A 20,817-nucleotide genomic window follows, 5' to 3' on the forward strand; every position below is an offset into this window, starting at 1 on the left:
GGTTTTTTTATGTTTTATGTATGGAATAATTTATGCAGGAATCAATCCAGCTCTTTTTAACAAAGCTTCCGGTTTTGGTTCAGCTCCTCGGAACTTTTTGTACAATTCCATTGGGTTTTGAGTTCCACCTTGCGATAATACAAAATCCTTAAATTTGCTAGCAACTTCTTTGTTGAAGATACCTTTTTCTAAGAAATACTCAAACGCATCAGCATCTAAAACTTCTGCCCATTTGTAGCTGTAATATCCAGAAGAATAACCTCCTTGGAAGATATGCGAAAAAGCGGTGCTCATACAAGTTTCCGGCGTATCCGGATATAATTTGGTACTTGCGAAAGCTTCGTTTTCATGTTGTTGTACATCCGTTACATTGCTTGGATCAATTCCGTGCCAACTCATATCGAGCAATCCAAAACTTAATTGACGAACGGTTTGCATGCCTTCCATAAACGTAGCTGATTCTTTGATCTTTGCTACATATTCCATCGGAATTACTTCACCGGTTTCGTAATGTTTGGCAAATAATTCCAAAGCTTCTTTTTCATAACACCAGTTTTCCATCACCTGACTTGGCAATTCCACAAAATCCCAGAAAACGCTTGTTCCGCTTAGGCTAGGATAGGTAGTGTTGGCTAACATTCCGTGTAAGGCGTGTCCAAATTCGTGGAATAAAGTAGTAACTTCATTGAATGTTAACAATGATGGTTTGGTAGCTGTTGGTCGGGTAAAATTACACACAATAGAAATGTGTGGTCTGCTGTTTTCGCCATCTTTTACATACTGATTTTTATAAACCGTCATCCAGGCCCCATTACGTTTTCCGGGTCTTGGATGGTAATCTGTATAGAAAATAGCAACAAAATTATCATCGGCATCCGTTACTTTGTATGTGGTAACTTCTTCGTTGTATTTGTCAATATCGTTGATTTCTTCAAACTGTAAACCATATAATCTGTTAGCGACTTCAAAAGCTCCTTTTTCTACATTTTCAAGTTGGAAATAAGGTTTCAGTTTTTCATCATCTAAGTTGAATAACTGTTGTTTTAGCTTTTCAGTATAGAAAGCGCTGTCCCATTTTTGTAAAGTGTCAATTCCGTCAGTGGCTTTGGCAAATTCTGTTAATTTGTTGAATTCAGCTTCCGCAGCAGGTTTCGCTTTTTCTAGTAATTCTTGTAAAAAGCTGTTTACTTTTTCAGGAGTTTCTGCCATGCGTTCTTCTAGAACAAAATGGGCGTGAGTTTGGTAGCCTAGCAAATTAGCGCGTTGGTGACGTAATTTGGCAATTTTAAGTACAATTTCCTGATTGTCTAATTCATCATTATGAAATGCTTTGCTACCAAAAGCCAACGACATTTGCTTGCGCAGGTCTCTGTTTTCGGCATAAGTTGCAAACGGAATGTAACTTGGGTAGTCTAGCGTAAATAACCAGCCTTCTTTTTCTTTTGATTCGGCTAAATTTTTAGCAGCTTCTACAGTTCCTTCTGGTAAGCCGGCTAAATCTTTTTCGTCTGTGATCAGCAATTCAAATTTTTGTGTTTCGGCTAAAACATGTTCGCCAAATTTCAAGCTTAATTGCGAAAGCTCTTTATCAATAGCTCTTAATTCTTGTTTTTTGTCTTCCGGTAAATTGGCTCCGTTTCTAGAAAAACCTTTGTATTTTTTGTCGAGCAATGTAGTTTGTTCCGGAGTTAAATCTAGCGAGTCTTTTTGATCGTACACTGCTTTTACTCTTTTGAAAAGAGCTTCGTTTAAACGAATATCATTTCCGAATTCAGTAAGAATTGGTGAAATTTCCTGGGCTTGTTTCTGGATGGTATCGTTGGTTTCGGCACTGTTCAAATTAAAAAACATGCTGGTAACGCGGTCTAAAACTTCTCCGGTAAATTCCAAAGCTTCAATGGTATTTTCAAAAGTTGGCGCTTCCGGATTATTGGTAATGGCGTCTATTTCTTTTTGAGTGTTTTCTATTTCCTTTTGAATTATAGGAAGGTATTCTTCTGCTTTGATTTTGGAAAATGGAGCAGTGTTATACTTAGTATCTAAAAGTGACATAATGTATTTTTCTGAATTTGTAAGATTCCAAATTTAAGAAGATTTGAAACCAATTATGCTAAAAATAATATAATGTGTCTAGAGTTACTTAGGGAAGTATTGAAAATGTGCTATTAGAATATATCTCTTTATTAATCTTCAAATGATGTAGATTATTTATTCCAAATGAGCGTGGAAATACAGTTTTTTGAAAACGTGAAGTAGTCTTTGTCTTATAAGGGGTAGGATTTTAATGCTTAACAGTTTAGTTAAACTAAAAAAACGGTTATTTAATCGAAAACTAAAAAAAATGATGACCGTAAAATTCACTATTATGATTTATAACTACATCTTTGTAGTTAGAATTACTGATAATTAAAATTTTAGACCAATTTTGGTCTTCCATTTTAGGATTTAAGTAATTAATAGCGATAATTAAAAAGACCTCGGGACATTGAGGTCTTTTTTTATATTCTTTATTGGTTTAAGGATTTAGCACCTTCAATTACTTTGGTTTTTAACCCTTCTTTATAATCTATTATTTTCTGAAGAATTTCTCCGTTGGAAGCTCCAATGATTTGAGCAGCCAAAATACCTGCATTTTTAGCACCATTCAAGGCTACCGTGGCTACAGGAACTCCGCCCGGCATTTGAAGAATGGATAAAACAGAATCCCATCCGTCTATAGAATTACTACTTTTTACGGGAACTCCAATCACAGGAAGTGGAGACATAGAAGCTACCATTCCTGGTAAATGCGCAGCACCACCGGCTCCGGCAATAATTGCCTGAATTCCTCTAGTATGTGCGTTTTTACTGAAATCGAATAATTTTTCCGGTGTTCTGTGAGCAGAAACAATATCTACTTCTACTTCTAACCCAAATTCTTTTAAAATATCTATGGCGTCTTGCATTACAGGTAAATCACTTGTGCTACCCATAACTACAGCTACTTTATTCATTGCGTTTTGTTTTTTATTGACTAATTACTTTGATGGTTCCTTTTACTTCTGCAGCAATTTCTCTTGCTTTGGCTATATCCTCGTTCACAATGGTTACGTGTCCCATTTTTCTAAAAGGTCTGGTTTCTCTTTTTCCGTAAATATGCGGAGTTACGCCAGGAAGTTCCATAATCTGCTCTATATTTTCATACTTCACATTTCCTGTATGGCCTTCTGCACCAACTAAATTCACCATAATTCCTGCTACTTTACTTTGTGTATTTCCTAGTGGAAGATCTAAAATAGCACGTAAATGTTGCTCAAATTGGTTGGTATAACTTGCCTCAATACTGTAATGACCACTATTGTGTGGGCGTGGAGCACACTCGTTTACCAAAATTTCGTCGTTCTCAGTTTGAAACATTTCAACGGCTAACAAACCAACGTGGCCAATGGCATTAGAAACTTCAACTGCAACTTGTTGTGCTTGCTGTGCTACTTCCGGAGCAATTCTAGCTGGACAAATAACATACTCGACTTGATTTGCCTCTGGGTGAAATTCCATTTCAACAACAGGATAGGTAGCTACTTGTCCTTTTGGATTTCTAGTGACAATTACTGCTAATTCATTTTTGAAAGGAATCATTTCTTCAGCAATACATTCTACGTTAGGTAATCCTTCTAAATCTTCAATTTTTCGAATTACTTTCACACCATTTCCGTCATAACCAAATTGAGCACTTTTCCAAACAAAAGGTAAGGTAACGCCACCGTTGCTTACAGCTTCTTTTACTTCTGAAGTGTATGCAAATCTTGTAAATGGCGCTGTTGGGATGTTATGGTCTGTATAAAATAATTTTTGAGTTGCTTTATTCTGAATTATTCTCAAAGTTTTGGAGGAAGGATACACGTTCACGCCTTCTTTTTCCAGTGCCTCAAGCGCATCTACATTTACGTGTTCAATTTCAAACGTAAGTACATCTACGTCTTTTCCAAAATTAAAAACAGTATCATAATCCATCAAATCGCCTTGAACAAATTCATTGCAGGCAATTTTACAGGGAGCTTCGTTACTAGGGTCAATCACTTTGGTAGCAATATCATACTTGCGTGTTTCATAAAGGATCATTTTTCCAAGTTGTCCGCCGCCTAAAATGCCTAATGTAAAGTCAGATGAGAAATAATTCATTCTAAAAAAATTGTGTTGTAACTAATCGGTTTTGATTTAGAAATACAAAAATACCATTAATTATGAAAACATAAGCTTAAAATCGTGCAACTAAAATCAATTGTCTATCTTTGCCTTTTCTTATAAACCGCTTTGCAGTGATACAATTACACGATAAAAAATTTAAGCCTTTTATAAGTGCCGAAACACTAGACCAGGCTGTTGAAAAAATGGCCAATGAAATTGCAAAAGATTTGGGAGGTGAGATTCCTGTTTTTGTTGCAATTTTAAACGGGTCTTTTATGTTTGCGGCCGACTTCGTAAAAAAATATCCTACCAATTGTGAAATTACTTTTTTGAAACTAGCCTCTTATGAAGGTACAGGTTCTACAGGAAAAGTAAAGCAACTTGTAGGTCTTAGTACAGCTTTGAAAGGTAGAAGTGTAGTGGTTTTAGAAGATATAGTAGATACGGGTAATACGATAGAAGAGCTTCAAAAATTGTTTGAAAATGAAGGTGTGAAAGAGCTGAAAATAGCAACGCTATTCTTTAAACCCGAAGCTTATAAAAAAGAAATCAAAATTGATTACATAGGCATGGAAATCCCAAATAAATTTATAGTAGGTTACGGCCTAGACTATGATGAATTGGGTAGAAATTTGCCAGAAGTATATCAATTGCATGAATAAACTAAATACACAACATGATTAATATCGTATTATTTGGAAAGCCGGGAGCTGGTAAAGGAACTCAGGCAGCTTTCTTAAAGGAAAAGTATGATTTGGTTCATATTTCAACCGGAGACGTCTTCAGATTCAATATTAAAAACGAAACAGAACTAGGTAAGCTAGCCAAATCTTACATAGATAATGGCGATTTAGTGCCTGATGAAGTTACCATCAATATGTTGAGTTCAGAGGTGAAAGCAAATCCTGGAGCTAAAGGATTTATTTTTGACGGTTTTCCAAGAACTATTGCTCAAGCAGAAGCTTTAGATGTTTTGATGAGCGATAATCTAATGAAAATTGATGGAACCATTGCTCTTGAAGCAGATGATGAAATACTTATTCAACGTTTGTTAGAACGCGGAAAAGTAAGTGGAAGATCAGATGATCAAGACGAAGCTAAGATTAGAAACCGATTTGAAGAGTACAATGAAAAAACGGCTCCGCTTATCGATTTTTACAAAAAACAAGATAAGTTTCATAGTGTAAACGGTATTGGTACTATAGAAGAAATTACCGAGCGTTTAAGTGCTGTGATCAACACATTATAATTAATAAGGTTACCGAATAAATGACTGAAGGAAATTTTACAGATTACGTAAAAGTATATGCGGAATCCGGCAACGGAGGAAAAGGTTCTGCCCATTTACATAGAGAAAAATATATAGATAAAGGTGGACCCGATGGAGGTGATGGAGGCCGTGGTGGACACGTAATTATTCGTGGAAACGAGAACCTTTGGACATTAATTCATTTCAAATTTCAAAAACATTTTCGTGCTGGTCATGGTGAACACGGTGGAAGTAGCCGTAGTACAGGAGCCGATGGCGAAGATAAATACATGGAAGTTCCATTAGGAACTGTGGTTCGTGATGCAGAAACCAACGAAATTTTATTTGAAATAACCGAACACAACGAAGAAAGAATTCTATTGGAAGGTGGAATGGGAGGCCGTGGAAACTGGCATTTTAAAAGTTCTACCAACCAAACTCCAAGATACGCGCAACCAGGAATTCCCGGGCAAGAAGCAGCGTATCTTTTAGAGTTAAAATTACTAGCAGATGTAGGCTTGGTAGGTTTTCCAAACGCTGGAAAATCTACTTTGCTGTCTGTAATCACATCGGCAAAACCTAAAATTGCCGATTATCCTTTTACCACTTTAAAACCGAATTTAGGAATTGTTCAATACCGCGAATTTCAGTCATTTGTAATGGCAGATATTCCTGGGATTATTGAAGGAGCTTCTGAAGGAAAAGGTTTAGGCCATTATTTCTTGCGCCATATCGAAAGAAATTCAACATTACTTTTCTTAATTCCGGCAGATGCTGATGATGTTGCAAAAGAGTATGAAATTCTTCTCAATGAATTGAAAACATACAATCCAGAATTGTTAGACAAAGAACGATTAGTTGCTGTTTCAAAATCGGATATGTTAGATGATGAATTGAAAACAGAATTAAAAGCTGAGCTCGATGAAAACTTAAAAGGAGTGCCTTATATGTTTATTTCATCCGTAGCGCAGCAAAATATTCAGCAATTGAAAGATCGTTTGTGGCAAATGTTGAATGCTCAGAAGGAAGACTAAAGCAAATTACTTGGGTATAATTTTCCCAAATATTGTTGGTTGAATGCGGCTTTTGTTTGAGAAATGGAATATCAAATTTTGATAGTCCAATAAACTTCGGTGTCCGAAAATTTATAGAAGAACTTTCTATTTCTTATTTTTGAGTGCTCACAAAAAAAGTATGCGCTATTTCATTTGTATTTTTTTGGTTCTTTTCACAGGAACAATTTTTTCTCAATCTGATTTTCAGAAAGGGAAACAATTTTTTGATGAAGCGCAATACCAATCGGCGATTACGCATCTGAAAAAAACTGTAGATTCACATCCAACTGATGCAGTAGCAATAGAACTTCTTGGTGATGCTTATGGTCATTTAGAACAATGGGACCATTGTATTACTACCTATAAAAAGCTCGTAGAGATAGATGATAGCAATGCAAATTATCACTACAAATACGGAGGAGCTTTGGGTATGAAAGCATTGGAAAACAAAATGGCAGCTCTGGGTTTATTAGATGAAATAGAAACTGAATTTGTGACCGCTGCAGAACTAGATGCAAATCACATAGATACTCGTTGGGCATTGGTGAACTTTTTCACGGAGCTTCCAGGAATTCTAGGTGGTAAACAAGAGAAAGCATTGAAGTATGCAAACGAATTAGAAGTCATTTCTCCTGTAGATGGCTACTTGGCAAAAGGTTTTATCTACAAAGATGATGACGATTTTGCGCAAGCCGAACATTACTTAAAAAAGGCGGTTGTTACAGGAGGTTCAGCAACTTGTTATGAAAAATTGTCTGAACTTTATCAAGATGAAAACCGATATAATTCAGCATTATTTACACTTAAAGAAGCTTACAAAGCATTGCGCATAAATAATTATCAGTACGAAATTGGAAAACTTTCAGCAGTTCATGGTATAGAAGTACATACCGGAATTGAATCATTAGAAAGTTATATTTCAAATTATAAAAACACCGATAGTTACCCTCTGGAATGGGCGTATTTACGACTAGCGCAACTGAACAGATTTCAAAATCATAAGCAAGAAGCATTAGATTGGATTGATAAATCAATTGCCATGAATAATGACTTCCAACTTGCAAAAAAAGAACGATCTAAGATTTTAAAATTATAACCATGCAAATTCATTTTATAGCCATTGGCGGTGCCGCCATGCACAATTTGGCTTTGGCATTACATCATAAAGGATACATTATAAGCGGTAGCGATGATGCTATTTTTGAACCATCAAAATCGCGTTTACAAAAGGCAGGTCTACTACCCGAAGCATTTGGTTGGTTTCCAGAAAAAATAACGACTGACTTGGATGCTGTTATTTTAGGAATGCATGCAAAACCTGATAATCCTGAGTTGTTAAAAGCACAAGAATTAGGTGTGAAGATTTATTCATATCCTGAATTTTTATATGAGCAATCTAAGGATAAAACACGTGTTGTTATTGGTGGAAGTCATGGGAAAACTACTATCACTTCTATGATTTTACACGTGTTGAATTATCACGAAAAAGAGGTTGATTATATGGTTGGTGCGCAATTGGAAGGTTTTGATACCATGGTGCATTTAACGGATGAAAATGATTTTATTGTTTTAGAGGGAGATGAATATTTGAGTTCGCCTATAGATCGTCGTCCAAAATTTCATTTGTACCAACCAAATATAGCGTTGTTAAGTGGAATTGCTTGGGATCACATCAATGTATTTCCAACCTATGAAAATTATGTAGAACAGTTTAAGATTTTTGTAGATTCCATCGTGAATGGAGGCATTTTGGTGTACAATGAAGAAGATACTGAACTTAAAAAAGTAGTAGAAGCTTCAGAAAATCCTATTAGAAAAAATCCATATACTACACCAGTGTATGAAGTTGAAGATGGAGAAACGTTACTAGAAACACCCGAAGGACCAATGCCTATTGAAATCTTTGGAAAACACAATCTAAGTAATTTGGCGGGTGCAAAATGGGTTTGTCAACATATGGGAATTGATGAAGAAGATTTCTACGAAGCAATTAGTACATTTTCCGGAGCTAGTAAACGATTAGAGAAAATTGCTGAAAATAATGATAGCGTTGCTTATAAAGATTTTGCGCATTCACCCAGTAAAGTGAAAGCAACCACCCAAGCAGTAAAAGAGCAGTATAGTGATAAGCATTTGTTAGCATGTTTAGAATTACACACCTATAGTAGCTTGAATGCAGAATTTTTAAAAGAATATGAAGGAGCTTTGGATGCTGCAGACGAAGCGGTGGTTTTCTATTCGCCAGATGCGGTGAAGATAAAACAGTTAGATGAAGTAACTGAAAGTCAGATTGCAGAAGCTTTTAAAAGAAAAGATTTGAAAATTTTTACAAATCCAGAAGCGTTTAGAGGTTTCTTGTTTACAAAGGAAATTAAAAATACAGCTTTACTGCTGATGAGCAGCGGTAATTATGGAGGGCTTAATTTTGAAGGAGTACAAGAACTCTTTTAAAAAATAGATGCGAATACATAGAAAGCGTCACTTGAATGTGACGCTTTTTTTTATGTTTTTAAACTCCAAATTGAGTAAGGTGATGATCTAAATGCTTGTAGGATGCTTTGCCCCATTGTTCATGCGTGAATTTCCCAAAATAGGGGTGAACAGGAAAAGTTTCAGAGCTGTCTTTTCGTTCATGCATTTGCTTAATTAAAGAAACTAATTTTTCTTTTTCCGATAGAAAATCTTTTACATCAACAATCACAAATTCTTTTGCTGTAGGTAAGCCTTGTTTCCATGGTTTGTCATTATACAAAGAACTGCTCATTTGTTTCAACATAAATCCCATTAAAAAGTTGGGTTTTTTAAGTTGAATTTTTCCCAGAGCTAATTCCAAAGGTTTTTGGCAATGCACTATCATTTGCGAAACATTCATTTTGCCCCACTGTGCTACACTTTCGGGAGTTAGTTTTTCAAGTCTATCCAGTATTTCTTGGTAGCTTTCGTTTTCAAATATTGATTTCATGTTAGTTAGGTTTTTCTTTTCTGGAAAAATACAATTTTTTATCTTTAAAAGATGCAAGAAAAATCTACCTCATTTTCTATAAAAAATTGGTCCGAAGATGACAGACCAAGAGAGAAGCTTTTACAAAAAGGTAAAAGTGCCTTGACCGATGCCGAACTTATAGCAATACTCATTGGGAGTGGAAGTAGAAATGAAAGCGCGGTAGATCTATCAAAAAGAATACTTCATTCTGTGGATAATTCCTTGAATAAATTAGGGAAATTGACAGTTCAAGAACTTATGAAGTTTAAGGGAATAGGAGAAGCCAAGGCTATTACCATAGTAGCTGCAGCAGAATTGGGTAGAAGAAGAAAGAGTGAAGAACAGCCGCAACAAGTTAAAATTACCAGTAGCCGAATTGCCTATGGAATTTTTCAACCCATCATTGGAGAATTACCACATGAAGAATTTTGGATTGCTTATTTGAATAATTCGAACAAGGTAATCAGTACTTTTCAATTGAGTAAAGGAGGTATAACAGGTACGCTGGTAGATGTACGTTTGGTATTTAAGCAAGCGCTTTCTTTGGGAGCTACAGCTCTAATTTTAGCGCACAATCATCCTTCAGGAACTCTACAACCAAGCGAAGCCGATAAACAAATTACAAGAAAACTCAAAACGGGAGCAGAGAGCTTAGATATTAAAGTTCTAGATCATCTTATTGTGACTGAAAAAACGTATTTTAGCTTTGCAGATGAGGGAGTTTTATAATTTATGTTTTTAGTTTATACCCACAAAATAACACCACGTTTTACCTATGTCATGAAGCATGTTTTTGTGCAAATGCTTCAGGTTGAGGTGAAGTTTAGTACCAAAGTGGAAGATTTTATAGCGCACAATGGTCCTAAAATAACGTACTGCAAACAACCGTTGCAGAATGAGTTCCACATAAGAAGTAATGATTTGCTCTTTGAGCAAGGTTTTGATGATATCGAAATAAAAATACATGATTGGGAAGAAACTCCTTGTTTTTTTCCGGCAGGAGAAAAAAGTGCTTTGCCATTTGATGTTTTTGCGGCAGCATTTTATTTGATGAGTAGATATGAAGAGTACGTGCCACACGTAAAAGATGAACACGGGCGTTTTCCTGCAACAGAAAGTTTAGCATATAAGCATCATTTTTTAGATGTTCCGGTTGTGGATATTTGGATTAAAAGATTGAAACAAGCTTTGCTAAGACGATTTCCAGATACCGTTTTTCCAGATAGGAAACCTCAGGTTTTGTCTATAATTGATGTGGCGTGTGCATATACCTTTAAGAAAAAGGGTTTTGTGCGCAGTTTAGGCGGTAGTCTTACAGATCTTTTCAATTTGAAAGTGGGGAGAGTTATAGAACGGTATAAAGTACTTTTAGGATTAACTCCAGATCCTTCCGATAATTTTGATAAGCTTACTTGGTTCAAAAATAAATATGGAATCAATACAATATTTTTCTTCATGGTGGGCGAATATGGTACTTATGACAAGAATATTTCTTTAAATAATAAGTCGTTCAGAGAGTTGATGAAATCTGTAGCCGATTACCATATCGTTTCGTTAATGGCTTCCTATCAGTCTTTTAAAAACATTCCGAAATTAAGAGAGGAACGAAAAAAACTTACAGAAATCATTAATCGCCCTATAAAACGGGTTCGCTTGCGTTTGGATAGATTAGATCTTCCTGATACATATAAAGATCTCATTGAAGCTGAATTTACCGAAGATTACACCATGGGGTATCCTAAAAATGTTGGTTTTAGAGCTGGAACCTGTACTCCTTTTAAATTTTATGATCTGAGTTTAGAAATGCAAACTATTTTAAAAGTACATCCGGTTTGCTTACAGGATTTGGCTCTTAAAAAAATGAATCCGTCCAAGGCAGAAGAAACTTTCTTTGAACTTTATCAGCAAGTTAAAGATGTGAATGGCTGTTTTGCTGCAGTTTTTTCCAATGAAAGCATGGGAAACTACGGGAATGAAAAAGGATTTCGAAAATTTTATCAAAAAGTATACAAGAAAATATGTTCAGAGAACAGATAACCGATGTTTTTTTTGATTTGGATCACACTTTGTGGGACTTTGAAAAGAACTCAGCACTTACTTACCAGAAAATATTTAAAGAAAACCAGTTAGAAGTAGATATACAGCAATTTTTAAAATTGTATGTGCCTATTAATGCAGCGCATTGGAAACTGTTTAGAGAGGAAAAAATAGGAAAGGAAGAGCTTCGTTTTTCCAGATTGAACACAACATTTACGCAAATGAATGTTACGGTTGCTGATGATATGATTTATCAATTGGCAGATGACTATATAACACATCTTTCCACTTTCAATCATTTGTTTGATGGTGTTCATGAAGTATTGACTTATTTGAAACCGAATTATAAATTACATATCATTACCAATGGTTTTCAAGAGGTTCAGAATTATAAATTAAAAAATTCAAGAATTGCAGATTATTTTGACTGCGTTATAGATTCTGAAATGGTTGGCGTAAAGAAACCAAATCCATTAATTTTCGAGTATTCCTTGAAAAAAGCGTCGGTAGAAGCAACAAAATCTTTAATGATAGGAGACAATGCAGAAGCAGATATTTTAGGGGCAAAAAATGTAGGAATGCATACCATTCATTTCAATTCGAATGAAGAAGACGAGTTGGATGAGGGAATCACTATTTATAAATTAGAAGAATTAAAAAAATACTTGTAGAATGAAGAAGTTAATAATTGTATCATTTTTTTTATTAGGAATGATCACCGTGAGCGCTCAAAAGAGTGTAAATAATTTTAAATATGTTATAGTTCCAAATCAGTTTGAATTTCAGGATGAACCCGGGCAATATCAAATCAATGGACTTACCAAGTTTTTATTTGAAAAGTATGGGTTTGAAGCGTATCTGGAAGGAGAAGTTCCAGAAGAATTGCTAAATAGACCTTGCGATGGATTAAAAACTAATATTTTAAATGAATCTGGAATGCTTACCACAAAGGTGAAAGTAACTTTGGTTGACTGCAGAAATAATGTTGTTTTTGAATCTGAAGAGGGGAAAAGCAAGGAGAAAGAATATAGCAAATCATTCAACTTAGCAACAAGAGATGCTTTTAAGGATATTGAAGCATTGCATTATAGTTACGAGCCTTTAGAATCTGATGTAGCGGCAGTAGAATCAACAACAAAAATGAAGAAACCAAAGGTTGAAAAGGAAGTTGTTGAACTTCAAAAGAAGTCGGAAGAAGTTGTTGTAAAGGATGAAAAATCAGCGAAGATAGAGGAAGGTGTTTTATTAGCTAAGAGCTTTGGAGGTGTAAATTATAAAATATACAATGCTAAAGAAGAATTAGTAATGACATTATTATTTACTCCGTCCAAAGATGTGTATATAGTGAAAGATGAAGATGCTATCGTTTACAAAAATGAAGAAGGTGTTTGGATACACTTCGTCTCCGACGGAACCAGCATGACGGCAAAAGCGTTGACCATAAAATGGTAAACATAAAAGAAAAACGGAATCAAATTGATTCCGTTTTTTGTTATTCATAATTGTATCGATCTTTCCATCGGTTTTTCAGAAATTCTCGAATACTCTTTTCTCTATTATTATCACCGGGTTCAAAAAATTTGGTACCCGTTAATTCATCCGGTAGGAAATTCTGATCTACAAAACTATTTTGGTAGTCATGAGCATATTTATAATCTTCTCCGTAGCCTAGATCCTTCATTAATTTTGTAGGCGCATTGCGCAAATGCATTGGAACAGATAAATCACCTGTAGCTTTTACTGCTTGTTGGGCTTTTCCAATAGCCATATAGGAAGCATTACTTTTTGGTGACGTTGCTAAATAAACAGCGCATTGACTGAGGATAATTCTACTTTCTGGATAACCAATGGTTGTTACAGCTTGGAAAGTGTTGTTTGCCATAATCAGAGCTGTTGGGTTTGCATTTCCTATGTCTTCACTTGCCGAAATAAGCATTCTACGCGCAATGAATTTTACATCTTCACCACCTTCAATCATGCGAGCTAACCAATAAACAGCTCCGTTGGGATCGCTTCCTCTTATAGATTTTATAAATGCTGAAATAATGTCATAGTGTTGCTCTCCGGTTTTGTCATACCGTACCGTGTTCTTTTGTATTTTCTGAGTAACAAGATCATTTGTAATGATAATAGAATCATCACTTTCGGAATTAATGATAAGCTCAAAAATATTTAGTAGTTTTCTACCGTCGCCACCTGAAATTTTGAGTAAAGCCTCTGTTTCTTTTAAATCAATTTTTTTCTTTTGAAGCAGGTTGTCGGTCTTAATTGCTCTTTCCAGTAAGGCTTCTAAATCTTCTTTTCCAAAGGCCTCCAAAACATAGACTTGACAGCGGGAAAGTAGTGCAGGGATAACTTCAAAACTTGGGTTTTCTGTAGTAGCGCCAACAAGCGTAACCCATCCTTTTTCCACAGCTGCCAATAATGAATCTTGCTGAGATTTGCTAAAACGGTGAATCTCATCAATAAATAAAATGGGATTCTTTGCTGTAAATAATCCTCCGCTTTGTTTCGCTTTGTCTATTACTTCTCTTACATCTTTCACGCCACTGTTTATGGCGCTTAAAGTGTAAAATGGTCTGTTGCTTTCGTTGGCTATGATGTTTGCCAGGGTAGTTTTTCCGGTCCCCGGAGGTCCCCATAAAATCAAAGATGGAATTAGTCCTTTTTTTATTTGAGTGGTTAAAGATCCGTTTGGGCCAACTAAATGTAGTTGACTTACATAATCTTCTAATTTTTTAGGACGAATTCTTTCTGCTAATGGTTCATTCATAACACAAAGGTATTAGATTTATATGACAATTTATCGGATGCTTTTGAATGGTTCTTTTTTTGATATCAATCAATTATGAAAAATAATTCCTCAGAAGATTTCAAATTTTATAATGGCGTGATTATTTACCCATTTTTAATGATATTGATTATTTGGTCAGTATTTTATGCTGAGGTGAATTTTCATTGGGATGCCGTTGTTTTTGGTGTGTATCCCAGAACTTTTCCCGGACTTATAGGTGTTATTACGAGTCCTTTTGTTCATGGTTCGCTTTCGCATTTGTATAACAATACATTACCGTTATTAATATTGGGATCGGCTTTATTTTATTTCTATCCAAAATTGAGTTGGAAAGTAGTAGTTCTTGGATGGATTGGAACCGGATTTCTTACATGGCTTATTGGAAGAAGTTCATATCATATTGGAGCTAGTGGACTTATTTATTTATTGACGAGCTTTTTATTTTTTAAAGGAATTCTAACCAAATATTTTAGGTTAGTAGCGGTGTCACTTATTGTTGTTTTTGTATATGGAAGTACTATTTGGTATTTGTTTCCAATAGAAGATACCGTTTCTTGGGAAGGCCATTTAGCCGGATTCATTACTGGATTAATTTTGGCATTTATACTGAAAGCAAATCGATTTAAAAATATAAAAAGATTTGATTGGGAACATCCGGAATACAATGAGGAAGATGATGTGTTTATGAGGCATTTTGATAGTGAAGGTAACTTTGTTCCTGAAAGCGAGTGGAACCGTAGAGCAGAGGAGGAGGAAGTGGAGGAAATAGATTATATCTACATATATAAAAAATCGTCTGAAAACCATGATAAGTCTTCAGACGATGATTAATATTTATATGGGATTAATAGCTTTGTCTAACTGCTTCATACAGGAAAACAGCACAAGCTACCGATACATTTAAAGAACCAATACTTCCAAACATTGGGAGTTTCGCCTTTTTATCAACAGCTTTTAAAATTGATGGAGAAATACCCACATCTTCCGCTCCCATAATGATAGCAGATGGAATTGTAAAATCTACATCATAAATGGTGTCTTCTGTTTTTTCTGTGGCAGCTACTACTTGAATCCCGCTCCCTTGTAAATAGAACACTGCGTCTTTTAGATGGTCTACTTTACATATAGGAACATTGAAAACCGCTCCAGCCGAAGTTTTTACAGTGTCTGCATTAATAGGGGCAGCACCAGATTTCTGAATAATGATAGCTGTAACTCCTGTACATTCGGCTGTTCTGATAATAGCTCCAAAGTTTCTAACATCCGAAACTTGGTCTAGAAGTAAGAATTTAGGAGTGTTGCCACTTTCCGTTGCTTGCATAACAATTTCTTCAAAATCTTGAAATTCTACAGGAGAAATATTGGCAATAACACCTTGGTGATTTTTTTTAGAAAGACGGTTAAGTTTTTCAATAGGAACAAAGGATTTACTTATTTGTTGTTCACGTAAAAGTTGGTCTAACTCTTTGAAAAGTTCACCTTGCAATCCTTTCTGGATAAAAACTTTGTCTATACTTTTTCCTGCGTTAATAGCTTCAATAACAGCACGAATTCCAAAAATTTGATAATCGTTTTTCATTTGGCAAATGTAAAGAAAAAAAGGTTGCCAAATTTGGCAACCTTTTTTCAAATAATTCTATTAAAAATGATTTTATTGATTCCACCACACGGAGGAACTGTTTAAATCAGTAGCAGGACTAAGTCCGCTTACGCCAACATCATAATTAGCTGTATTAACAGAAGAAGATTCTGTTGGGTAAACTAATCTTTCTGGAATAGTACCATTGTTAAAGGGAGCGGAAGAAGGAGTTAATTCTGGATATCCTGTTCTTCTTTGTTCCGCCCAAGCATCGAATCCTGATAAGAAAAGTGAAATCCATTTTTCTTCTCCAATTACTTGTTCAATTCCTACGGTAGTGGCATCAACTATACGTGCAGCAATATAATCATCAGCATTTAACTCGATAACATCTTCACTAGAGAAGGTGTCATCATTATCCACGGCCACTTGCTGGTAATCTTCCCAATAATCAAAAGATGCTTGAATTCCTGCAGATAGCATCGCCTCTGCATCCTCAGATGTCCATCCTAAAGCGGCAGCTTCTGCTCTGTTTAAGTAGGTGTATGATGATGTGTAAATAGGAGCGGGTGAGTAACCAAGTCTTATCCAATTTTGAATATGGCTTGCATCTGTATAGCTAGAATAAGTAGCGTAGCCATAAGGAAGTCCGTCACCAGATGGAGTGTCTGAGAAGATATACAATCTTTCATCTAATGTTCTGTTACTTGTAGGGTTTAATGAAGAATCATCATTTCCCTTTAGTGCATCTGTCAATTCTTGAGATAATCTGTAATCTGCAACTCTTAATTGACTATAAGGATTAACAACACCTCCTGATACATCTGGTGTAAATACAGCGTCTTCGGATGTAGATTCCAAAACACCATATGGGTTATTCAGTGCTGCTGAAAATTCAGTAGCAGCATAGCCACCAGCTGACGGATATTGATTTGATAATTGAATAGTTAATCCAAGAATTAAAGAGTTTGCAAATTTTCTCCACATATCGATGTCTCCGTCATAGATAATATCGGTACTTGGATCAAGTGTAAAAGAAGTGCTACTTTCCGTAAACATATCACGTGCAGCTTTTGCTCTTTCAATTAGATCTGTGTAAATCTCTTCTTGTGGGGTGAATGCAGGATTTAAAATTGCGGGTGTTTGTAAAGCTTCGAAGTATGGGATATCTCCAAAGGTGTCTGTAACTCTTTTCCAAACTAGTACCGACAGGATTTCTGCTGTAGCATTCATGTTTTCTGTAGTTCCTCTAAGGTCCTCAGTCGTGTTAGCTACCTGTTTTAAAGATTCTAGCGTAAGGGTGTAATAGCTTGACCAATCAGCTGGAGCTTCGTTATATCTTTGTTCATCTGTGTATTGTGTTTGTGATAAATACTGAACGTATAACGTAGGTCTTGTTAAATAATCTCTACCTGTTGCGTCAAAATAATTGACAATAGCTCCTCGTAGTAACGCGTCTGGTTCACCAGTTTGAGCTGCGTATGGGTTGACGTTAGTATCTCCATAATCTACATCGCTACAAGCAGAAGTAGCAAGAATAAGAGATAAAAATAACGTTACTTTTAATTTTATATTTTTCATTTTATATTCTTGTTTTTGTTAGAATGTAAATTTAACGTTGAAACCATAAGATCTTGTTCCTGGTAATTGTCCGTTTTCTCCATATACCTGAGAAAGTTCAGAAGGATCCCAGTTGTGTACATTGTCTTTAGATAGTGCTAATAGTGCTACATTTCTAGCAACAAAACCAATTGATGCACTTTCCATGAATTCACCAATTAAATTTTTTGGTAATGTGTATGATAGGCTTAGTTCATTCAGTTTTAAATAACTAGCATCATGGACAAATGGTTCTGCTAATCTATTACTGTAATATTGACCAAACCAATTGTATGCAGGGTAATATTGATCAACAGTATTGCCATCAACATCAACACCTACAGAATGCACACCACCACCTGAGGCTACATCATCACGAACATTGTTTCCTAAATCATTTGTTGCGGCAGTTTCTTCAAGTAAGCCCGAATAAGCACCCCAAGATTCTGATAAAGAGAAGAATTTACCACCTTTCTGGAATGTTAGTGTTCCTGCTAGTGTTAATCCTTTGTAAGAAAAACTATTGAAAATACCACCATTGAAATCGGGTAATATACTACCATAATTATGGCCTGCTTCAGATACATAAGTACCGTTGGAGTTTAAAATTGGTGTTCCATTTTCATCTCGTGCAATAGCCGCGCCAACAAGTTGTCCCCATTCTTCGCCAACAACATTTGTTAATGTAACATAGCTGTATGTGCTAGAGGCGATAGCGTAGGCATCTAGTCCTTCAAGTTCCTTTACCATGGTCTTATTGGTTGAGAAATTGATGTTCATATCCCAAGTGAAATCTGTAGTTTTCACTGGAGTTAATCCCAATGTTATTTCTAGACCTTCTCTATTGATCAAACCTCCATTTGTTACAATGGAACTGTATCCTGTAGAGGTAGGTAGGTCTAGATTAAGAATTTCTCTTTCTCTGTCTTCATTATAGTAAGTAGCATTTAATCTAACTCTATTCTGAAAGAAAGCAGTATTGATACCAACCTCTAATGAACCTGAAGTAGCTGGCTCAATTCCTGAACCAATTGCAGAACTAGGAGCGTACATTAATGGATTGCTGCCGTATGTGTTACTAGATAATCTATATGGAGGATTTACTTGGTAAGCATCAATCTCCTTACCTACTTCGGCATAACTTACAAATAGTTTACCGAAATCAAAGAAATCTGCATTGTCAATCAATTCTGAAAATACAAAACTAGCTCCTATGGATCCAAATGTAAATCTATTGGAATCATTTTGACGATCTCCTGAGTTGAATACATCATATCTAGAATCATAATCAGACCTTAAATCTCCACTCAAAGTCAAGAAATTTTTATAAGAGAAGTTTACACGTCCAAACATAGAGTTAACTCTATATTTTTGCATTTCATATGTTGGATTTACACGTTCTCTTGAATTGGTGAATTGGTATAGATCTGGGATTACCAATCCAACAAAATCACCGCCTCCTGGATAACCATTTTGGGTCATTTGCGAAGAGGTATTGGTGTATTTGTTTACTCGAAAAAGTCCACCGACAACACCATCCAATGAAAAATCTTCGCTTAAGTCAAAATCAAAATCAATAGTAGGTTTGATGATATTTTCTTCCGAAGTATATTTTCTTGTTCCAAATGAGTTTACGTAATCATTGTAAGCAGCAGGTGCACTAGAATATTCAACTTCGTAAGGGATTTTCCATACTCGGTCATAATTTCTTGACGTTCTTGAAGCTAATAGGTTAACGTTAATGTTGTCTGTTAACTTGTAGCTTGCGTGTATGTCTCCAACTAATCGAGTATTTCTATCTTCTGGTTTGTATTGCTCTGCCCAGTAGTAGGGATTAAACCAGAATACAGCCTTTTTGTAGGCGTTGTCTCCACTGGTTCCAGGAAAGTAATCAGGCCCCCACCAGTTCCATGAAGTTGCATAGCCAGTTCCGTCTTGACCACTTCGTAACCAAGAAAGTTCTTTAAGCTTATCCATTTCTAAATCTCTGGCAAACCATGAATTAAACGATCCTGAGAAATTGTTACTATAGCCATCAGCAAAATCACCTACTACTTTGTCATTAGAATAGTTTAGGTTCATTCCAATAGTTAGTCTATCATTAAGATCAACATCAAAGCTAGCGTTAATTAAGTTTTTTGCATATGTGGAGTTTGGGATTATACCGTTTTGATCTTGACGGGTGTAATTTAATCTACCTGTGAAATTTTCACCACCACCGCTAAGGGTGAACCCATTTTTTAACGTAACGCCAGTGTCATAAAAGTCTTTAACATTGTCTTCCTGGCTTACCCAAGGTTGTGCTTGTCCGAAATACGGAGAATCTGGAAACCAAGTATACCATGGATAATAATCTTGACCATCAAATCTTGGTCCCCATGACTCATCTGCGTTACTTTCAGTATTGAAACGTCCGCCATCAAAGGAAGCCCAGTAATCTGGATGAAACCCCGCTTCGTACTGAAAGGTTCCGAAAGAGTCCTGACCATTGTATCCTTGACCATATTGATTTTGATATTCAGGTAAATAAGCTACTTTGTCAAAAGTAGTAGAATTAAAAACTTCAATTTTTAAACTGTTTGTGGTCCCTTTTTTAGTAGTAATTACCAGTACTCCCGAGTTCCCACGTAGACCATATAGTGCGGTTGCGTTAGGGCCTTTTAAAACATTGATGGAAGCAATGTTCTCAGGATCTATCTGTTCTGGTGATGTAACAACACCATCAACTACGTACAAAGGATTTTCTGTTCCTGTTGCGGAGATAGCTCCTCTTAACCGAATAGCTCCAGATTGTCCAAGTTTAGAACCGGCCTGTGAGGCCACTGTAACACCAGCAATTTTACCTGCAATAGCGGCATTTACGTTGTTGTTCTGTGTAACGTTTAATTCTTCTTCTTTCACGTCTTGGGCGGCATACGTAAGTTTTCTTACTTCTTGCTTAATACCTAGTGCTGTCACTACTACGTCGTCCAGTTCCGTGGCGTTGACTTTCATAGTTACATCAATTGTTGAACTTTCCCCTACAGTTTTTTCCACTGTTGTCATACCAACATAGGAATAAACTAGAACAGATCCTTCGGGGGCGGTTATGGAATAATTACCATCAAAATCTGTTTGAGTACCGGTAGTTGCAACTTTGATTTGGATGGTTACTCCGGGAAGGGGGACGCCATCACTATCTTTTACAGTACCAGTGATTGTTTTGTCTTGTGCATACGTAATATGCACGACCAACACTAAGAGTAGTGTTAGTAGTCCACTAAACTTTGTTTTCATCTTTTAAATTATTTGAATTAGCTAAAAACAAATTTTAAAAAATGAAAGTACTTTAGCAAAAAATCGTTATTAATTTTT

Annotated in this window: 18 protein-coding genes; 10 read left to right on the forward strand and 8 right to left on the reverse strand. The window is 35.8% G+C overall.

Annotated features, from left to right (window positions below):
* Positions 1-30: 30 nt before the first annotated feature.
* From BM383_RS03255 to BM383_RS03265, 3 genes are all read right to left on the reverse strand, one after another.
* Complete coding sequence (locus tag BM383_RS03255; RefSeq protein ID WP_093022913.1) at positions 31-2,052, reverse strand: M3 family metallopeptidase; 2,022 nt, start codon at positions 2,050-2,052, stop codon at positions 31-33.
* Positions 2,053-2,507: 455 nt separating this feature from the next.
* Positions 2,508-2,993: a 5-(carboxyamino)imidazole ribonucleotide mutase gene (purE, locus tag BM383_RS03260; protein WP_093022915.1), complete on the reverse strand. Its 486-nt coding sequence runs from the start codon at positions 2,991-2,993 to the stop codon at positions 2,508-2,510.
* A 13-nt stretch (positions 2,994-3,006) separates the two neighbouring features.
* A complete protein-coding gene (locus BM383_RS03265) occupies positions 3,007-4,161 on the reverse strand; it encodes a 5-(carboxyamino)imidazole ribonucleotide synthase (RefSeq protein ID WP_093022917.1) in 1,155 nt (384 codons plus the stop codon).
* A gap of 137 nt (positions 4,162-4,298) precedes the next feature.
* Between BM383_RS03265 and hpt the strand changes: the two genes are divergently transcribed.
* The 5 genes from hpt to BM383_RS03290 all read left to right on the forward strand — a co-directional run bounded on the left by hpt (position 4,299) and on the right by BM383_RS03290 (position 8,922).
* Entirely contained in the window at positions 4,299-4,829 is a 531-nt protein-coding gene (gene hpt / locus BM383_RS03270; RefSeq protein WP_093022919.1) for a hypoxanthine phosphoribosyltransferase, read from the forward strand.
* 14 nt (positions 4,830-4,843) lie between these two features.
* Positions 4,844-5,416, forward strand: coding sequence for an adenylate kinase (locus BM383_RS03275; RefSeq protein WP_093022921.1), 573 nt, complete (start codon positions 4,844-4,846; stop codon positions 5,414-5,416).
* A gap of 20 nt (positions 5,417-5,436) precedes the next feature.
* Positions 5,437-6,450 (forward strand): GTPase ObgE, encoded by a 1,014-nt coding sequence (gene obgE / locus BM383_RS03280; protein WP_093022923.1) that lies wholly within the window; start codon positions 5,437-5,439, stop codon positions 6,448-6,450.
* Positions 6,451-6,610: 160 nt separating this feature from the next.
* Complete coding sequence (locus BM383_RS03285) at positions 6,611-7,567, forward strand: tetratricopeptide repeat protein (RefSeq protein WP_093022925.1); 957 nt, start codon at positions 6,611-6,613, stop codon at positions 7,565-7,567.
* 2 nt (positions 7,568-7,569) lie between these two features.
* Positions 7,570-8,922, forward strand: a complete 1,353-nt coding sequence (locus BM383_RS03290; protein WP_093022927.1) for a UDP-N-acetylmuramate--L-alanine ligase — start codon at positions 7,570-7,572, stop codon at positions 8,920-8,922.
* A gap of 58 nt (positions 8,923-8,980) precedes the next feature.
* On the opposite strand, the gene BM383_RS03295 is transcribed toward BM383_RS03290, so the two are convergent.
* A complete protein-coding gene (locus tag BM383_RS03295) occupies positions 8,981-9,433 on the reverse strand; it encodes a DUF1569 domain-containing protein (protein ID WP_093022929.1) in 453 nt (150 codons plus the stop codon).
* A gap of 51 nt (positions 9,434-9,484) precedes the next feature.
* Here BM383_RS03295 and radC point away from each other — a divergent pair, with 51 nt between their 5' ends.
* From radC to BM383_RS03315, 4 genes are read left to right on the forward strand one after another with little or no spacing between them, the layout of a single operon-like run.
* Entirely contained in the window at positions 9,485-10,183 is a 699-nt protein-coding gene (radC, locus tag BM383_RS03300) for a RadC family protein (protein WP_093022931.1), read from the forward strand.
* A 3-nt stretch (positions 10,184-10,186) separates the two neighbouring features.
* Positions 10,187-11,491: a polysaccharide deacetylase family protein gene (locus tag BM383_RS03305; protein ID WP_093022933.1), complete on the forward strand. Its 1,305-nt coding sequence runs from the start codon at positions 10,187-10,189 to the stop codon at positions 11,489-11,491.
* On the forward strand, positions 11,473-12,162 hold the full coding sequence (locus BM383_RS03310) for a YjjG family noncanonical pyrimidine nucleotidase (protein ID WP_093022935.1): 690 nt from the start codon (positions 11,473-11,475) through the stop codon (positions 12,160-12,162). The genes BM383_RS03305 and BM383_RS03310 overlap by 19 nt, the downstream gene beginning before the upstream one ends.
* A gap of 1 nt (position 12,163) precedes the next feature.
* Entirely contained in the window at positions 12,164-12,943 is a 780-nt protein-coding gene (locus BM383_RS03315; RefSeq protein ID WP_093022937.1) for a hypothetical protein, read from the forward strand.
* Between the two features lie 40 nt (positions 12,944-12,983).
* Here the strand turns inward: BM383_RS03315 and BM383_RS03320 are convergent, their stop codons facing one another.
* Positions 12,984-14,264, reverse strand: a complete 1,281-nt coding sequence (locus BM383_RS03320; RefSeq protein WP_093022939.1) for a replication-associated recombination protein A — start codon at positions 14,262-14,264, stop codon at positions 12,984-12,986.
* A gap of 75 nt (positions 14,265-14,339) precedes the next feature.
* Between BM383_RS03320 and BM383_RS03325 the strand changes: the two genes are divergently transcribed.
* Positions 14,340-15,116: a rhomboid family intramembrane serine protease gene (locus BM383_RS03325; RefSeq protein WP_093022941.1), complete on the forward strand. Its 777-nt coding sequence runs from the start codon at positions 14,340-14,342 to the stop codon at positions 15,114-15,116.
* 13 nt (positions 15,117-15,129) lie between these two features.
* On the opposite strand, the gene rlmB is transcribed toward BM383_RS03325, so the two are convergent.
* The 3 genes from rlmB to BM383_RS03340 form a co-directional block, all read right to left on the reverse strand.
* Positions 15,130-15,864 carry a 23S rRNA (guanosine(2251)-2'-O)-methyltransferase RlmB gene (gene rlmB / locus BM383_RS03330; protein ID WP_093022943.1) on the reverse strand — a complete coding sequence of 245 codons (735 nt, stop codon included), beginning with the start codon at positions 15,862-15,864 and terminating at the stop codon, positions 15,130-15,132.
* 72 nt (positions 15,865-15,936) lie between these two features.
* Positions 15,937-17,445: a SusD/RagB family nutrient-binding outer membrane lipoprotein gene (locus BM383_RS03335; RefSeq protein WP_093022945.1), complete on the reverse strand. Its 1,509-nt coding sequence runs from the start codon at positions 17,443-17,445 to the stop codon at positions 15,937-15,939.
* Between the two features lie 18 nt (positions 17,446-17,463).
* Positions 17,464-20,739, reverse strand: coding sequence for a SusC/RagA family TonB-linked outer membrane protein (locus BM383_RS03340; RefSeq protein WP_093022947.1), 3,276 nt, complete (start codon positions 20,737-20,739; stop codon positions 17,464-17,466).
* Positions 20,740-20,817: the final 78 nt, after the last annotated feature.

The sequence above is a fragment of the Pustulibacterium marinum genome (genome assembly GCF_900116665.1).
Taxonomy (GTDB): Bacteria; Bacteroidota; Bacteroidia; order Flavobacteriales; family Flavobacteriaceae; genus Pustulibacterium; species Pustulibacterium marinum.

Coding starts and splice junctions, on each gene's coding strand:
- BM383_RS03255 (WP_093022913.1), bottom strand. CDS start 2,052: ATGTCACTTTTAGATACTAAGTATAACACTGCTCCATTTTCCAAAATC.
- purE (WP_093022915.1), bottom strand. CDS start 2,993: ATGAATAAAGTAGCTGTAGTTATGGGTAGCACAAGTGATTTACCTGTA.
- BM383_RS03265 (WP_093022917.1), bottom strand. CDS start 4,161: ATGAATTATTTCTCATCTGACTTTACATTAGGCATTTTAGGCGGCGGA.
- BM383_RS03275 (WP_093022921.1), top strand. CDS start 4,844: ATGATTAATATCGTATTATTTGGAAAGCCGGGAGCTGGTAAAGGAACT.
- obgE (WP_093022923.1), top strand. CDS start 5,437: ATGACTGAAGGAAATTTTACAGATTACGTAAAAGTATATGCGGAATCC.
- BM383_RS03285 (WP_093022925.1), top strand. CDS start 6,611: ATGCGCTATTTCATTTGTATTTTTTTGGTTCTTTTCACAGGAACAATT.
- BM383_RS03290 (WP_093022927.1), top strand. CDS start 7,570: ATGCAAATTCATTTTATAGCCATTGGCGGTGCCGCCATGCACAATTTG.
- BM383_RS03295 (WP_093022929.1), bottom strand. CDS start 9,433: ATGAAATCAATATTTGAAAACGAAAGCTACCAAGAAATACTGGATAGA.
- radC (WP_093022931.1), top strand. CDS start 9,485: ATGCAAGAAAAATCTACCTCATTTTCTATAAAAAATTGGTCCGAAGAT.
- BM383_RS03305 (WP_093022933.1), top strand. CDS start 10,187: ATGTTTTTAGTTTATACCCACAAAATAACACCACGTTTTACCTATGTC.
- BM383_RS03310 (WP_093022935.1), top strand. CDS start 11,473: ATGTTCAGAGAACAGATAACCGATGTTTTTTTTGATTTGGATCACACT.
- BM383_RS03315 (WP_093022937.1), top strand. CDS start 12,164: ATGAAGAAGTTAATAATTGTATCATTTTTTTTATTAGGAATGATCACC.
- BM383_RS03320 (WP_093022939.1), bottom strand. CDS start 14,264: ATGAATGAACCATTAGCAGAAAGAATTCGTCCTAAAAAATTAGAAGAT.
- BM383_RS03325 (WP_093022941.1), top strand. CDS start 14,340: ATGAAAAATAATTCCTCAGAAGATTTCAAATTTTATAATGGCGTGATT.
- rlmB (WP_093022943.1), bottom strand. CDS start 15,864: ATGAAAAACGATTATCAAATTTTTGGAATTCGTGCTGTTATTGAAGCT.
- BM383_RS03335 (WP_093022945.1), bottom strand. CDS start 17,445: ATGAAAAATATAAAATTAAAAGTAACGTTATTTTTATCTCTTATTCTT.
- BM383_RS03340 (WP_093022947.1), bottom strand. CDS start 20,739: ATGAAAACAAAGTTTAGTGGACTACTAACACTACTCTTAGTGTTGGTC.